This is a genomic window from Prolixibacter sp. NT017, assembly GCF_009617875.1.
In the GTDB taxonomy this organism is placed as follows: domain Bacteria; phylum Bacteroidota; class Bacteroidia; order Bacteroidales; family Prolixibacteraceae; genus Prolixibacter.
Genome location: NZ_BLAV01000001.1, coordinates 2,751,194 through 2,767,055, shown reverse-complemented (window position 1 = coordinate 2,767,055; position 15,862 = coordinate 2,751,194). Strand labels below are relative to the sequence as shown.

At 45.6% G+C, this 15,862-nt stretch carries 17 protein-coding genes; 6 read left to right on the top strand and 11 right to left on the bottom strand.

Translation table 11 applies throughout. The annotated features are described in order from the left end of the window. The first annotated feature begins 289 nt into the window (after positions 1-289). The 5 genes from GJU87_RS11370 to GJU87_RS11355 all read left to right on the top strand — a co-directional run bounded on the left by GJU87_RS11370 (position 290) and on the right by GJU87_RS11355 (position 2,780). The gene (locus GJU87_RS11370) at positions 290-1,144 is read left to right on the top strand and encodes an ARMT1-like domain-containing protein (protein ID WP_153639630.1); all 855 of its coding nucleotides are present in this window, start codon (positions 290-292) and stop codon (positions 1,142-1,144) included. Between the two features lie 79 nt (positions 1,145-1,223). After that, entirely contained in the window at positions 1,224-1,421 is a 198-nt protein-coding gene (locus GJU87_RS11365) for a DUF5320 domain-containing protein (RefSeq protein WP_153639629.1), read from the top strand. Between the two features lie 3 nt (positions 1,422-1,424). Next, positions 1,425-1,538 carry a DUF5320 domain-containing protein gene (locus tag GJU87_RS21345; protein WP_194831511.1) on the top strand — a complete coding sequence of 38 codons (114 nt, stop codon included), beginning with the start codon at positions 1,425-1,427 and terminating at the stop codon, positions 1,536-1,538. Continuing rightward, the gene (locus tag GJU87_RS11360; protein WP_153639628.1) at positions 1,516-1,827 is read left to right on the top strand and encodes a P-loop NTPase; all 312 of its coding nucleotides are present in this window, start codon (positions 1,516-1,518) and stop codon (positions 1,825-1,827) included. The genes GJU87_RS21345 and GJU87_RS11360 overlap by 23 nt, the downstream gene beginning before the upstream one ends. Positions 1,828-2,180: 353 nt before the next feature. After that, positions 2,181-2,780 carry a hypothetical protein gene (locus GJU87_RS11355; protein ID WP_153639627.1) on the top strand — a complete coding sequence of 200 codons (600 nt, stop codon included), beginning with the start codon at positions 2,181-2,183 and terminating at the stop codon, positions 2,778-2,780. 180 nt (positions 2,781-2,960) lie between these two features. Here GJU87_RS11355 and GJU87_RS11350 read toward each other — a convergent pair whose 3' ends face one another. The 5 genes from GJU87_RS11350 to GJU87_RS11330 all read right to left on the bottom strand — a co-directional run bounded on the left by GJU87_RS11350 (position 2,961) and on the right by GJU87_RS11330 (position 6,024). Beyond that, on the bottom strand, positions 2,961-3,194 hold the full coding sequence (locus tag GJU87_RS11350; RefSeq protein ID WP_153639626.1) for a hypothetical protein: 234 nt from the start codon (positions 3,192-3,194) through the stop codon (positions 2,961-2,963). A gap of 66 nt (positions 3,195-3,260) precedes the next feature. Further along, a complete protein-coding gene (locus GJU87_RS11345; protein ID WP_153639625.1) occupies positions 3,261-3,953 on the bottom strand; it encodes a hypothetical protein in 693 nt (230 codons plus the stop codon). Positions 3,954-4,178: 225 nt separating this feature from the next. Next, positions 4,179-5,039 (bottom strand): hypothetical protein, encoded by an 861-nt coding sequence (locus GJU87_RS11340; protein WP_153639624.1) that lies wholly within the window; start codon positions 5,037-5,039, stop codon positions 4,179-4,181. A 298-nt stretch (positions 5,040-5,337) separates the two neighbouring features. Then, positions 5,338-5,688 (bottom strand): hypothetical protein, encoded by a 351-nt coding sequence (locus tag GJU87_RS11335; RefSeq protein ID WP_153639623.1) that lies wholly within the window; start codon positions 5,686-5,688, stop codon positions 5,338-5,340. 165 nt (positions 5,689-5,853) lie between these two features. Continuing rightward, complete coding sequence (locus GJU87_RS11330; protein WP_153639622.1) at positions 5,854-6,024, bottom strand: hypothetical protein; 171 nt, start codon at positions 6,022-6,024, stop codon at positions 5,854-5,856. A 479-nt stretch (positions 6,025-6,503) separates the two neighbouring features. Here GJU87_RS11330 and GJU87_RS11325 point away from each other — a divergent pair, with 479 nt between their 5' ends. Continuing rightward, entirely contained in the window at positions 6,504-7,160 is a 657-nt protein-coding gene (locus tag GJU87_RS11325) for a hypothetical protein (RefSeq protein ID WP_106543826.1), read from the top strand. Positions 7,161-7,213: 53 nt separating this feature from the next. Here the strand turns inward: GJU87_RS11325 and GJU87_RS21595 are convergent, their stop codons facing one another. The 6 genes from GJU87_RS21595 to GJU87_RS11300 form a co-directional block, all read right to left on the bottom strand. Continuing rightward, complete coding sequence (locus tag GJU87_RS21595; RefSeq protein ID WP_255454208.1) at positions 7,214-7,348, bottom strand: hypothetical protein; 135 nt, start codon at positions 7,346-7,348, stop codon at positions 7,214-7,216. A gap of 82 nt (positions 7,349-7,430) precedes the next feature. Continuing rightward, positions 7,431-8,420 (bottom strand): aldo/keto reductase, encoded by a 990-nt coding sequence (locus GJU87_RS11320; RefSeq protein ID WP_153639621.1) that lies wholly within the window; start codon positions 8,418-8,420, stop codon positions 7,431-7,433. A 150-nt stretch (positions 8,421-8,570) separates the two neighbouring features. Beyond that, the gene (locus GJU87_RS11315) at positions 8,571-10,979 is read right to left on the bottom strand and encodes a glycoside hydrolase family 127 protein (protein WP_194831510.1); all 2,409 of its coding nucleotides are present in this window, start codon (positions 10,977-10,979) and stop codon (positions 8,571-8,573) included. 104 nt (positions 10,980-11,083) lie between these two features. Then, complete coding sequence (locus tag GJU87_RS11310) at positions 11,084-13,150, bottom strand: alpha-glucuronidase (protein ID WP_153639620.1); 2,067 nt, start codon at positions 13,148-13,150, stop codon at positions 11,084-11,086. Positions 13,151-13,187: 37 nt separating this feature from the next. Beyond that, entirely contained in the window at positions 13,188-14,504 is a 1,317-nt protein-coding gene (locus GJU87_RS11305; protein WP_153639619.1) for a glycosyl hydrolase family 8, read from the bottom strand. A 75-nt stretch (positions 14,505-14,579) separates the two neighbouring features. Further along, entirely contained in the window at positions 14,580-15,794 is a 1,215-nt protein-coding gene (locus GJU87_RS11300) for an SGNH/GDSL hydrolase family protein (RefSeq protein WP_228491964.1), read from the bottom strand. Positions 15,795-15,862: the final 68 nt, after the last annotated feature.

Sequence of the window (15,862 nt, the reverse complement as noted above, 5' to 3'; positions counted from 1 at the left end):
GCCTTTGTTTTTTTCTTTAACGCCGCACCATCCGCAGGTCATCGGCTTGCATTTGGTTCCCTTCTTCAGTACACATCCATTTTCATTCTTCCTGAATAATTGAATTGAAGCATATCAAGGATGTTTTGGTTCTGATATGTTTTCAAAAAAGATATTGCATTCGAATTTTTCTTTTAAAATGAGCAAATGTTCATTTGGTTTCCTACCTTTGTTTCATGAACAGAAGGTTAGCAATCAGGCATTATAATATGGATGAATTGATGTTGCACCTTCCTAAATTGAACGAACTATGTTTCCGGAATGCGTCACATGTATTGTAAAACAAACTGAGCAATTCATTCAGAGACATTGCCCGGACGACAAGCGTGCCAACGAAGTCGCGCTGGATGCCATCCGGTTTATGGCCAGTGCAGAAAATGAGAGGAAAACAGCGCCGGCTTTACCGGTTGTCCTGGATGACTTGCTGGAAAGACGATGTCAGATAAAGCAGGCGATTGGTGATGGGCGAATACATTGCAATGAGCAATTCCTGCTGCTGGAAGAAACGATCCGGAATGATATTTCGAAATCGATTAACCCGTTGCAAAGAGCGCTGCAGTATACGCTGGCCGGTAGTTATATAATGAATCACCAGGGGGAGGTGGATAGCCTGAAGTTGTCGTTGGTATCCGCTGCTCGTTTACGACCGGTTATCGATGATTCGGGGAAGTTGTTCGACCGGGTTCGGAAAGCGAATACGGTATTGTTCATAGGCGATAAAGCGGGGGAAATAGTCACCGATAAGCTTCTGCTGGAGCAATTGCACCATCCGAATACTCACTACGCGGTCAGAGAAAAGGGGATTCTCGATGAAGCTACGGTTGACGATGCCCGGCATGCAGGAATCGAGCGTGTGGCAGAGATAAAAGGCATTCCGCAAGAACTTACATCATTCAGCGATTTGTCCACCAATAGCACATTCGGAAAAATCTATGACGAAGCAGATGTCATTATCTCCAAGGGGCCTTCCAACTTCTGGAAATTACACAACGAAACCGAAAAGGAGACTTTCTTCCTGTTCTCAACGAGATGTCAGGTGATTGCCAACCTGTTGAAAGTGAATATTGACGATCCGGTTGTGATGTATGGAAAGCGCTATCAGTAAAAGATTTTGGGAGCTGAGCACTACGAAACCCTGTGTCATGAATTGTAGAGGACGATGTGAATGATAAAAGCAAGATGTTATGCCACGATTAAACGGAACAGGCCCGGAAGAGAAAGGCTCGATGACCGGACGAAAATTGGGCCGTTGCAAGGAACCGGAAGATCTGACCGGTAAGAATAAACTCGGTACCGGTCTTGGCAAACGCCGGAAAAGCGGTGGTGGCGAAGGCCGCGGTAAGAGACTAAAAAGTGGATTTGTACCAAAAATAGGGAGGTGAAAAATGCCTGGATTAAATGGAACCGGACCGCTGGGAAAAAGTCCCCGCACCGGAAGAGCAACGGGTAAATGCGAACCCGGAAAAGATGAAGTAAGTGAGGCACCGTTTGGTCGTTGACTCGGACGAGGCGTTGGTCGTCGAAGAAGAGGTCGCGACTAGCGTCTCATGGTGGTTTGTCGCTGAAAAACATCCCGACGAAAAATATTTCCTCTTTGGAAAAGGAGGAGGAGAACAATTGACGAAGGAATACGGTGTGCCATTGCTTTCACAGATACCGTTGGTGGCCGATGTGTGCGAGCTGAGCGACCAGGGGAAAAATATTTTCAACTCCGGAAAAGCCATTCTGATAAAAGCATTCGAAGAGTTGGCGCAAAAAATCGATCAGGTAAAAGAGGTACCAGCGTAGGAAAGCCAGCTGAGAGCAAATAGAACGAAGCAGAAAGAATTTAGATACAATCGGTTATAGTAAGGGATTGACATGCGTAAAAGCAAGTGAATCCCTTTTCTTTTTTGGGGCGAAGTATTCTGTTTTTTTTCTTTAATCTCACCGTAAAAATTTCCTTTTTCGAATTAGCTGTCTGATAATCCGGTCGATAAAATCCTAAACTTTGAACCATTCTAAATAATAATTATTAACTTAAGCCGCTGAAAGACGTAAAAAAACAGACAGAACACGGCCAGTAATTGTTAGTAGAAGTTTCGTGGTAGGGTGACCGTTGAGAAGCACGTTTTGTACAGGACGAACTAATACAGGGGCATATGGCGATATACATAATCATTGCGGTAATATTGGTGGTTGTCACGGGCTTTTTCTTTGCCTTCCCGTCTCCAAAGAAAACGCTGCAGAAACCAATCTTTACAACGACCAACCAGGGAGGCGAACCTGAGGAAATTGAAAATCGCTACTACGATTTACGAAAAATGGCTTTGAAAATCACCCCCGACCTGGTTGGGGCGCAGAGCACAGGAAGAGCAACAAAGGTATTTGGTATTGTGATGGATTGGGACACAGGAGAGGGAACCGTAACGGTTGTAGCCTTCCGGAATGGCGATGCCAGCATGTATGTCAGTTCGGGCGGCGGCATCATTGGCGGCGCACAATACCGGAAAGTTCGGAAAGCCGTTCGTTCATTTGTCGAACTGGGACAGGATTATATCGGGAAAGCCAAAAAAACAACTACAACGCTGCTGCCCGACAGGCATAACGTCGGGTTTTACCTGCTGACCAACAAAGGAACCTTTCACGCCCAGGAAGAATGGAAAGCCATTGAGTACGGAAATTCCGACTGGCGCCCGCTTTTTCAGGAAGCCAGCAAAGTACTGGAAAGATTACGGCAGATATCGGAGAAGAAGAGCTGATGTGCTAACGGTCACTTTTTAGTTGTCGTTGCCGTTCCGATGCCTCGGCCCCGAATTTTCGGGGGAAGAGCGTTCCTGTCCGAAGGACACGGAACTGCGAAACGAGAATCCAGCGAACGACACCGCACGAACCCCGCAATGCAATTTACAGTTTGTTAGCGGTTGTTTTTTATTTTCTGTTTATCCAAGGTAAGCAGGTAGATTTTGAATCCAACCGTTTATTTTGAATGTAATTTCTTCTAGTACGTCTTTTTCGTCACTAAATGGATTGTATTTAAACCACCTGTCAGTTTCCGCACTATAATATGCTTTATAACTAAATGTATAATCGCCATTTTCCACAGGTCTTGAAATGCTTACAACATATGGACCCGATTTTTCCGGTTTATTTGCTGGGTAGCTTATCCAATTCATTTGTTCGATATTTTGGTTAGTATTTATTTGTCTTAAGTGTTTCTGATAACACGTTTATCTTATTTTCTATTCAATATTTTTCAATTTAAGTTTATTGAAAGCATTCTCCGATATTTTTAACTTTTCTTCCAATTCGTATTCTTCAGCATCATTTAAAAGAATGTAGTATAAATAATCAGTCAAGAGGGAAAGATGGGATAGAGTGTTTATATAGTACTCATCAACCTCTAAAATTTCCGGGTCATCTTTTGTGTACTTTTTTTCTACATCCAGTTCTTGTATTAATGCACTAAACTTATAGTACTGTTCTATTAGATTAGATTGAATAAAAAGGTATGAGTCATATTCTAACGAACTAAGAATATTTATTAGTTTGAGATTTTCAGTGCTAAATCTTTGAATCAATACCTCAAATTTAGATTTCTCCTGGCTGTAATATTGACCTAAATGTAAAAACTCTTTAATGTTCTGAATCTCTTTAAGATATTTATCAAATTCATCTACATACTTTTTTACAAGGTCAAATTTTAATTGTCTGTGCAATCGTTCATTGTCAAACTTTTGCTGATTGATGTATTTGTTTTTATCCTCTGTAGACAGTTTGTATGAAATGTGTAAGAAAACAAGAATATTTAATCCTTGCATCATTAACATTAAAGAATCATTGTTTTTTAATGCAGGGAAGAACAATGGAATTATAATAATTGATAATATGCAGATTGCAGCAATTATGTATAAGAAAAATCCCTTTTTGTCCATAAGTTTATTGTTATTTAGTTATTGCTAATTGGCTTAATATGTGAAGCATATAGTTAATCATTGTCAGGTTTTTTAAAATAACCGCTAACGGTAAATTGTATGAGTAGTGGCAGATTGCGGGCTTCTTCCCTGTCAAACCGCTATGCAGTTTAAGCGGGCTACAAACCTTGATATTTACTACATTAACTGCCATTACTTATACAAAATGTTGTAGCCAGTATTTTACTACACTGTATCATTCTTTAAATTAATCATAAAGGTGTTGAAATCTACAAAACAATGGTTCCCAATCGAATAAAGATTCCATTTAAATTTATAAGTCTCTACTGTCTTATTTAGTAAGATTGTTCCAATATCCTCGGTTTGTGTAAGAACTCTCTTTGTAATAACACGTATATATTCGTACAAATCATACTGAACGTCTTCAGAGTTTAATATATTAGGCAGCATGTTATCCGTACTATATAGACCAGTTTTTGGAATTCTGACATATAATCGGTTGTCTTCCTCTTTCGAAATAAGTATCTCTTTCCCTTTGTGAATTATTAAATCTCTAATTGTTTTTACATCATTTAGTACCTCTTCAACATTAGTTAGAAAACCGTGAATAGAAATAGGAATCTTATCTTTATTATTTGGGTTTTTTGAGAACCTAATTAATTTATTTAGTGAGTCTGCTTGAGGAAATAAATTGGATTCTTCATCTGTTAGAGACAACCTTATGATGTAAGGAATAAAATCAAGTAAACTTCTCAAATTTGTAAAATAATTTTCTAAAACTAAATTTGAATATAGGTGTCTTTTCGCTGCAGATATCTTAGTATCCGACAAGATATCCAACAATAAGCAGAGGTTGACTGAAATATTATGCAAATCACTAGTATAGGCTAAAATTGTGGCTTTAATTTTTCCAAATTCTCTTGCTTTAGTTTCACCTATATCTTCTTTTAATAAGTCTTTCTCGTCAAAATAGTTTTCAATCCAAGAGTAAGCAACAGTTAATAACATTGAAGGGTATAAATGCTCTCCGACATTCCAATCTTCCCTTGTTGTCAATGCTACTCCTTTTATTATAGCGTTTTCCATTAAAATATATTCATTTTAGTTGACTCTTATACTTTTCATTTTCTGGAAATCTCAAGTGACATTAATTCTATCAACTGTCTGTAATTTAATATTGGCTACAACGGTCACTTGTATGTGGTCGGGCGGCCCCGAAACTTCGGGGTCCAACAGAAATCGTGTCAGACCCGCAGGAAAGTGGGCGTAAGGTCTGACTTGTCAGACCGCTAAAACCCCCGCCTGCCATATACAATTTGTTGTGGGTAGTATTTTTCATTTTTCCTTATTATACTTTTCTATTGTCTCAAATTATTTATAAAAATCAATCTGAGATTACCATTTCTAATTCATAACCGTTTTCTCCGTGTCGACCTCCAGCCCAACTCTGATAATAAAGTCTGACTGATGAATTACAATTTGGACAGTTGTAATCGAGGAATGAATTTGGTACTTTTTCCATATTTAGTTTTACAAACTCATTTATCTTGTTCTGTTTATCTTCAGTCAGATTAGAAAAGTTTGAAAATCGGTGCTTTTCTAAATCTTTAAAAGCAATTGAAGTTTTCACTTCACATGATGGACATTTCAAGTCAGAAGTTGGATATGTTTTGTAATCCTCATAATTACTGAAATGAGTTTTGTTGGTCAGTATTTCTGCTTTTATTTTTTTCATTTTAATATTACCCACAACTAGTGTGTCTCAATATTGTAGTTATTTCTCTTATGTCAGTTGACGAGTTGTTGTTATACACCCATATTGGGATGTATTGTGTACCTATTATATTAAGTCATCAAATCACTATTCAAATGGGTTTTTAATCTTATCGATATGTTCCGGTCAGTTTTCATTTAGTTGGTCGTTATGGCTCATCAAGGTAATAAAAATCTTCCTGAAATTGGTTTTCAGTTCCTTCATGAACCCCGTTTTTCTATTATCATAATTTTCGTTCGCATACCAGATCCATACGTTCACCACAGAAAAACGACCGTTCATCAAAATTTTTGGCATAAAACATATTTTTTGCTTAAGTTAAAAACTCATTCGTTGTCAGGACAGAAAAAAAGGAGACTTTAGCGGGCGTACAGAACAGTGGGGCAGGAAGGGCGGAGGCTTTCTCTTTTTGTTCCCAAAACGGATTCAGAGCGTTCTTTAAACAGGCTCCTGGTATCCAAAATAGAAAACGGACCCCGGTAGCAAATCAAGATCTGCGGATAGCAAACCAGGGGTGCCTGGTAGCAGAACATCGTCGCCCGGTAGCAAACCAGGGGTGCCTGGTAGCGGAGCGCCGTCGCCCGGTAGCAAACCAGGGGCGTTCTGTAGCAAAATAGGGTAGTTCTGTAGCAACGCATCCCAAAAGTGTAGCAAGCCCCGAACCGTTCGATGGTAGTGCACTACGCTTTGCGTCTCTAATACGTCATACGTATCGAAAAGTACTAGATAACGGCCGGACACCCGGCCAACATGTTTAACTTCAAACAACTTAGTCTATGTCCAGACCTAAATTATCAGAAGCGGAACTGCTGGAACGCAACCGCGTAGCGTTGGAAAACGCCGAACAACAACCCGAAATTGCATCAGCCATGTCCGAACTGGGCTACGATGCCACCAAAATCGCCGAAGGTAAAACGCTGTTGGCAGAAAACCAACAAGCCTACAATTTCAACAAAACCGAGGACGATGAAACATCCGAAGCCTACAACAGCTTTACAGCCAACTACGATGCCATCGACGAGATTTATCGGAAGCACCGCAAGAAAGCAAAAGTGATTTATCGTAAAGACCCGTTGATGCTCGCTAAACTGAACATCGATGGCTCAATACCCCGAAGCTACGCCAAATGGCTCGAAACAGTGCAAAAATTCTACACGGAAGCTATTGCCGATACGGCTATCCAGGAAAAATTGGCAAGCTTGAAAATTAGTCTGGAGGAGCTGAATTCCACCCAGGCACAAATTGGAGAATTAAAAACCGCGCGGGCCAACTACCGCCGCGAAGTCGGAGAGTCGCAGGAAGCTACCAAAAAGAAAGATGCCGCATTTGCTAAAATAGACGATTGGATGTCGGAGTTCTATGCCGTCGCTCGCATCGCCCTTGAAGACCAGCCTCAGCTGCTCGAAGCTCTTGGTAAAGTAGTCAAAAGCTAGTAGCACAAAAAAAGGATGGTATCCATTTCGGATGCCATCCTTTCTATTCATCGTTATCTTGTTCTATTTACTGTTTTGTCTTCGCTTTCGCCTGAGCCTTTGCCTTCTCCTTCGCTTCCCTGTTTTCCCCATCTCATCTTCTCCCACTCTCCCTTTCTCCCTTCGCTTCCCTGTTTTCCCCATCTCATCTTCTCCCACTCTCCCTTTCTCCCTTTCTCCTTTTCTTTTGCCTAAGCCTAAACCTAAGCCTGAGCCTTTGCCTTCACCAACTCACCATTTCTCGTTGGCAATATCGGGCCAGATGTGTTGCTCGTATATCTGTCGGATGCCGTCCATCTGCTCTGCGGATAGTTCCGGCAATTCCGATGCCTGTACGTTGGAAAGCACCTGCTCCGGCCTCGATGCGCCGGGGATGACACAGCTCACCTCTTTGAACATTAGTATCCATCGGAGGGCCATGGCTGCCAGGTTGGTCCGCTCCGGGAAGAGTTTTTTGATTTCTTCCACAGCTTCCAGTCCCTTCATATAATCCACACCCGAAAAGGTTTCGCCCTTGTCAAACGCTTCGCCGTTCCGGTTAAAGGTACGGTGGTCGTCTTTCCCAAAGGTGGTGTCAGGCGTGAATTTCCCGGTCAGGAGTCCGCTGGCCAGCGGGACACGGGCCAGTATCCCGATGTTCTTTTTTGCCGCTTCCGCGAAGAAATCTTCCGCAGGACGCTGCCGCAGCATGTTGAAGATAATCTGCACCGTGGTCACGTTCTCGTATTCCAGGGCTTTCAACGCTTCATCAATCCGTTCTACGCTCACGCCCAGGTTCCTGATTTTCCCCTCTTTTTTCAGGGTATCGAATAGCTCAAAAATCTCGGGCCGGTAGTACGTCTCGGTGGGCGGGCAGTGCAACTGGATCAGGTCCAGTGTTTCCAGCTCCATGCGTTTCAGGCTGTCTTCCACAAACCGGCGAAGTCCTTCGGTCGTATACGATGCGTCAACATGGGGCGAAAACTGACGGCCGCATTTGGTAGCCACATAAATCTGCTCGCTGCGGGAGCGCACCAGGCGTCCCACCGCTTTTTCACTGTCACCGTCGTTATACACATCCGCAGTATCGATGAAGTTCACGCCGTTATCGACCGCCGAATTCAGTATGGCATCGGCATTCGGGTGACTGAACAGGCTGCCCCATTTCCCGCCTACCTGCCAGGTTCCCAATCCTACTTCCGAAATTTCAAATCCTGTTTTTCCCAGTATTCGTTTCTTCATTACTCTTGGTATTTAGTTGATTTCGTTCCGCTTTTATCGGACAAACTGTACCCAATCCATTTCAACAGGCGTACCCGATAGTTGTTCGACGGCCAGGTTATGAACGACGCCTGCTGAAAGGGAAAAAGGGGAACAGCGATGAAAAACACCTTACTGCTTTTCCGGTCCGGCTTCCTTCTTCGCCAGGCGGATGTAGTAAACACCTCCGGCGGTACTGTGCGGAAGCGATTGAAACTTCACCCGGACGTGTGTTTTTCCTTCAATCATCGAATTGGGAATCGGGTATGTTACTTCCTGGAATTTTTTTTGATTCCACTTCCCGGTGTTATCCTCCGATACCAATTTCTGGTTGTCGATGTAGATATCGAACTTCCGGTTTCCCTGTTCGTCGCCCCAGTAACGGACGATTAAACTAAGGTTGGTAGCCGAATCGGTTGCCATTTGGTAGCTGAAATAGCCACCGTTGCGGGCGTCCCGCCAAAAATCGTCCCGGTTGTTTCCTGAAAAGGAGTTGGAATCCTGCATGGCGTGATCCACTTCGGGTTGTTGCTCTCCGGGAGCCACAAAATCGATTGTCCGCTTATCCAGTGCCATCCGCTTTTTCTCCAGCGTCGACAGTGAGTCGAGATACGAATGATACTGTTTAGGTGTCAGCGTCATCCAGTACATCATGTACCGGGCGTCGTGTATCAGGAAGAACGGTTCCAGCTCCACCTTTATCGGGTTGATCAATTTCCACTTCGGTGCCGTAAAGAACAGCGGCTTGTTTTTCTCGGGTACCAGCTCCTCCGGAATTTTCGACTTGTCCTTCGAAATGATGATGGGCGCGGTGTTTAACGGGAATTTTTTCCCGCTGGGAATATGCCCCCACCGGCTGTCGTCGGCAATCAGTCCTTTCAAGTCCTGCGTACCCGTTTTGGCTCCCAGTACAATGGGCCCGTGCAACAAAGCGATGTAATTCGGCACATTGGGCAGCTGCTCATAGGTATTGTGCATGGGCAACTGAATCGTAACGGTATCGCCGGCCTTCCACAAACGGTCAACCGCGATATACGATGCCGGATGAGCCTTGTAGGGAACATTCTTCCCGTTGACGGTTATTTTCAAGGCTCCGTCTTTTACCCATGACGGGTAACGGACCATTAAGCTGAAATGAGAAGAGCCCTTCTCGACAATTAATTTGGTTTGCGGCTCGTAAGGGAATTTTGTCTCCTGCTTGATCTTCACGCCTCTTTGTTCCCAATTCAGTTCCGAGGCAATGAAGAGATTCAGATACAGTGAATCGCCCTTGTGGGTATAGATAAACTCGTTGTATTTACTGTGGTTTTCCATACCGCTGCCCACACAGCACCACATGGCTTCGTTTGGCGCCGAGTAGACCCGGTAACTGCGCGGCCGTACGGGAGTGAAATACACATAGCCTCCTGTCTCCGGATTTTGAGTCGACAGAATATGGTTGAATACCGTCCGTTCGTAGTAGTCGACATATTTCTCCTTCGGGTGTAACCGGAACAAGTCTTCCGTTAACTTCAGCATGTTGTAGGAATTGCAGGTTTCCGGGCCTTCCACATCATTCACATAGTCGGTGCACGACGAAGCGCTTGGAAAGAATTCCCTCCGGCTGTTTCCTCCGAATGCCAGCGTCCGGTTTTGTGTTACGGTTTGCCAGAAGAACCGGCCGGCTTCCACGTATTTCTTATCATGCGAAAGTTCTCCGATTCGTTGAAAACCGATGGCTTTGGGAATTTGTGTGTTGGCATGTTTGTTATCGAGGTTGTCACTGTCTTTCGACATCGGGTCCAGCAGCATATGGTGTGAAAACCGTTTGGCAGCTACCAGGTATTTCTTGTTGCCGGTCATTTGGTAAGCGTCGGCGAACATTTCATTCATCCCTCCGTGTTCGGTGTCTAGCATCGATTGCATCTGGGCATCTGTCAGGCCGGAAGTGATATTAATTCCCCAATCGCAAAATTTGAGGAACATGTTTTTGGCTTCTTCGTTACCGGCATACGACCAGGCATCTCTCAGACCTGCGTACATTTTATGCACATTGTACCACGGAACCCATGCTTTATGATAGGCCTTAAAATCTCCGTTCTTCAGGGTACTCCAAACTTCTTTGCTGTTGGGAACGCCACCTACATATCCTTTACCCCAGCCCGGATGGTTGACGGTGTTGGCATCCTGGCATTTCTTCAATTCGGAAATCATGTACTCCAACCGTTGCTTGCAGGCTGCATTACCGGTCGCTGCGGTGTTAATCGCCATGGCTGATAAGTAATGGCCGCCAATGTGTCCATCGAGGCCGGCCCAGTTGGTATAGCTGGGGGCTTTGGGTTTCAATCCGGCTTCTTTACGGTAGGGCGCCAGCAAGCGATCGACATTATACTTCAGCAACGTCTGTATATTCAAATCGCGGGCATGTTTAAACGGCCCGTCCAATAGTTTTACGTCTTTCAGAGGAAATTCGTTGTGATACAGCTTATCCTGGGCCTGCGTGTGACCAGCCATAAAAAAGAGACCGATAAGCAAACACCAAAACGGATATTTTATTCTCATGATACTTTACTTGGTTTTAATTCTTTCGATAATAATTCCTAACCTGCCCAATATATTATATCCTCGGATAGGATTCAATTCCGGGCCGGTTTCTTACGTGAAGTTTATCTTTTTCTTTTCATATCGTTTTCTATCAAATCCTTCAGGTTGTGTACCGGCCGTTCGATATTGTAAGGAATAGGCATGCGGCTGAACTGCTGGAAGTACAGCAGGCAGGCATCTTTCCACACCTGGGCATTGATGCACTGTTTCCGGAGTTTCTTTTGTACCACGCTGAACCGTTCTTTGTCGACGTATGGTTTTGCTTGGTCCCATGTTTTTTGAAAACTGCGAACCTGGTTCAAACCTTCCTGGTAATGATAGCACAGGTCGTCCCACAGGGTCAATCCGCTCCTGGTTTGATAATTCCACGGAAGGTGATGGAACCACAACAGGTAGATTTCGGGACAGGTATTCACATCATTGAATAGCGAACGAAGCGGTTCGTGGTACTGACTAACGGCATTGCTACCGTTTTCGGTCCGGTCGAACCCGATACCCAGTGTATCGGCCTGGTGATAGTAAGGAGGGGTCCAGTCTTTGCGAACACCTTTCGGCGCCCACCAGGGACCGGGGCCGTAGTGATTTTCCGGCGCGAATATATGATGCAGTCCCAGCGGCATCATGTAGTTAACGGCCGCTTCACGACTCTCCAGCATCATCCGTTTTACCGGTTTCAGGAAATTGATGTTCCAGACAATGGGAAGAACGGTCGATTGGGTCCGGTCTTGGGCAGGAGTTGGTTTAAAGGTGAGTTTGACCCACTCATCGGCAATCTGGTTGCTGGACAATTGGTTGTTCCAGGCCAGGCGACCGAAGGCGTACCAGTTGGCCTGGGCAAACGGGTGCCCGCACCAGTTGGTGTCCAGCCCGACGTTGGCTACCCCCGCAATGGCTGTGTGTGTTTGTTGGAAAATGCTGCCGTCCGTGCAGCGGGCAACCGTGCTTCCTTTGCCCTCCTGATAGGTATCGCTCTTCAGGAACTCTTCCCACATCGGGGCTAAAAACACCAGGTGAACAGCCTGTCCCAGGTACTCCTGTGTTACTTGCAGTTCCGGCATCACCGGAGTCTTTTTCATGGCTCCGAATAGCGGGCTGAAAGGCTCGCGCGGCTGGAAGTCGACGGGACCGTTTTTCACCTGGACAATCACATTGTCATGAAATTTTCCATCGAGCGGCATGAATTCATCGTAGGCCTGTTTGGCCCGGTCTTCGTCGTTGGCGCTGTACACAAAAGCCCTCCACATAACAATACCTCCATAAGGTTTCACGGCATCGGCAATGGTATTGGCCCCGTCGGCATGCGTGCGGCCGAAATTCTGCGGACCAGGTTGTCCTTCACTGTTGGCCTTTACCAGGAAGCCGCCAAAATCGGGAATCAGCTTGTAAATCTCTTTGGCTTTGTTTTTCCACCATTCTTTCACCTGCGGGTCGAGCGGGTCCGACGTTTTTAGTCCGCCTATCACCGAAGGGGAAGCGAAATTCACCGAAAGGTAAGTTTTAATACCATAAGGGCGCAGGACTTTGGCAATCGCCTGCACTCTTTTCAGGTATTCGGTTGTTAAAACCAGCGGCGAAGCATTGACATTATCGAGAACAGCGCCGTTAATACCAATCGAAGCATCGGCACGGGCGTATTCCTGCCACAGCTTTTTATCTTTCTCTGTTACGGCCAGCGAGTCTTTGCCGTGCCAGAAGATGGAACGGCCGGCATAACCACGTTCGATGGTGCCATTCAGGTTGTCCCAGTGGTCAAGAATGCGCCGTTCGTACGACGGATTCACTACCTGTTCGGTGATGGCTTCTCCCGTTTGCTGACGGCGCAGCAGGTCATAGACGCCGTATAAGATACCTAAGTCGGTGTTTGCCTCGATGCCGCCGGGACTAAGGCGGTAACCATCGCCTTTGATTAGTTTATCGTGCTTCTTTTTCAGCACAAATGTTGCATTGGCTTTGCCCTGCCAGCCTTGATGCAATTCCTGTTTGGCGATTTCGAGAGTAGGGGATTTTCCGGAGCAAACAACGTTGACCGGAGCTGTATGTTTGGCGCGCAGCCAAAGGTCGTGCCCATTCTCGGCATTGAGCGTAAGAGCGGCAAAAAGGAAAATGAGAAGCGTGAATGTGACTTTCATATCTTGGATTCTGATTTTCGTTAATGTATAAGAGTGTCTATTGATTCGCTGTTTGGGGCGTTATGATTCGGTATTCGCCGCTCAAATGCATCAGGCTGAATAGATACATCAGTCCGTCGTAATACGGATCGAAGTAGCCATCGCTGTACGGTTCGAGTTTGGCATTCCAGAGGGCACGCACAAAGTCGAGGCTGTTCTTGTCTTCGTTTACCGTGATCAGGGAGGCTGTAGCCGCGGTAGCTACCAATCCCAATGAGTGCCTCAGCTTTTGGAAACCCCCTGCCGGAAGAATGTATTCCGGTTTCGAACCATCCGGATTGAACTGGTCCTTGAATGAGTTGATTCCGCGTGAGCGCAGGAAGTTCTGAAAACGTTCGGCGTAAGCTTCCTGCCATTTTTTGTCCTTTCCAAACCAAACGTAATCCATTGCAATGTTCATCGGAACCCGCCACGAATCGTAGCGGAACGCTGCGGGCATCCAGGGTGTGGAATGCGGTGTGCCGTCAAAATTGGTGTAATCGGCATTTAAACCTGTCTTCGGATTGCATGCACGGTGAAGAAATACGCGGGCCGAGTCGGCACAATCGCGGTAGAACTGTTCGTGTCCGTCGTGGGCATAGTGAGCCCAAACCTCGAAAAAGGCCGGCACATTGTATGACGGGTCGGTCCAGCGATAGCCGCCACCTTCGGGCACAAACGAAATCAGCTTGTGTTTCACATTGATGAGATGGTAAATATTTCCGGTGCCGTCTTTCTGCCACATGGCATCCAGTATCTTTCTGGCTTCAGCATAATAGTTAATGCCGGTATCGTTTCCCCACCGATTCGATGCAAACAACAACGTGGTGACATAGTACAGTTCACCGTCCGATGCCGAGCCTTCGGAATTCCGTTTCATGGTTTTGGGATTGAAACTCCAGGCGAAATACCCTTTCCGCGGTCCGGATTGATGCTGAAGATAGTGCTTCGAGAAACGCCAAATCCGGTCGAAAACGTCTTTCTTATTCAACTGAACGGCAATCATCATTCCGTACGACATGCCTTCGGTGCGAACATCATGATTCTTCAGGTCGGAAATATAAGCCATGGAATCGCCCACCTCGAAATAGATACGGTTGGGGCCGTGGAAGAGTTGGTCATAGGTTTGAGCTATCTTTTTATCGATAGCCGACTGTTGATAACCGGCTTCTTTCAGCAAATTCCGCGATTTTACAGGTAAAACTGCAGCATCGGGATGACCATCACCGGTATTTCCGGCAAATGAATGGTTGATGCCTAAAAATAGAATGGCCACGAGCAATGAGGCTATTCGATACGGAATATTCGGTTTGATTGCGTCGTTTGTTCCTTTCATCGGTTTATCTTTTATGTTTAGCTATTGGGTCTGTAAATTTCTTACGGTGTCTTGCAACGATAAAAAAGTATTGTTCTATTTGAACAGCGAAAGGTCAATGGTACCGGCCATCATGCGATAGCCCAGCTCATTGGGATGAAGATAGTCGCCTGACTGTGCTTCCGGCCGCAGGCTTAACGTGTCTTTTGGGTTTCGCATGGCTTTGTCAAAATCAATCACCGCATCGAAATGGCCGCTGGTACGAATCCATTTGTTCACGGTTTGCCGGGCTGTTTCGCGGTAATCTTTGTAATAGAACGACTTTTTGATGGGAGTAATGGTTCCTCCGTACACTTTGATGCCCTGCGCGTGTGCCTCATCAATCATTTTATCATAAGCGGCGATGAGGCCTTGCGCTACTTTGTCAGCAGCTTCTTTGTCGGGCGTTCCTCCTATATCGTTAACCCCTTCGAGGATGATTAGCCAACGCACCCCATGCTGATTCAGGATGTCACGCTTAAAACGGCTGAGTCCGGTAGGGCCGAGGCCACCGTGAAGCACGCAGTTGCCTCCAATTCCCATGTTCAGCACACCAATGTTTTGTGTCTGCATATTCTTCAAAAGGCGCAGGGCCAGTTCGTCGGGCCACCGGTCCTGTTTATTCGTGCCGGAACCTCGTCCGTCGGTGATGGAGTTCCCGAGAATCGCAACGGCAGCTGCCCGTTTTGGGGCCATCACATCGATGCCGTTAATCACATACCAGTGGTCGGTTTGGGCGGCTTTCGAGAAATCGGCCTCAGGCGAAGAATGGTCGCCTGCGAGCAAATACGAAGTCGTGCGTGACCCCGGATGTCCGGTTACGTCGGGCGATGTTTTTCCGAAAGCAATGGTTACGGCCACTTGCATTCGCGGTTTGAGATTGAATGAAACCGGGTCGGAAACCACCGTTTTTCCACGCTCCATCGTGACATCCGGTTGTCCATTGAAGGTTAATTCCTTAGATGTAGAGGCCTCGATTTTACTTCCGCCTTTTGAAACCGCGATGTGGACGGTTTTCATGGTCACCGGACTTTTGCTGAATTTATTGGAAAACCGGAACTGCAGTTGCTTTCCACCAATGGAAACACAAATCACCTGACGCAACGTGTTGTTGGCTAGTCCCGGTGCTGGCGGCATATTCCGGGGCTCGACAAGTTGTGGGGCAGTAGCCCATGTACCCACCCACGATTTTGATGCAGTAGTTTTATTTTGTGATATAGCCGTCGTACCTGTTGTTAGCAGGACAGCCATAATAAGAATAAGTCGTTTCATTGGTTGCAATTTATTATTCATTCGGTTGATAGAGAGAAGCTCATCAATGTCAGTGCAGAGCTTCTTTG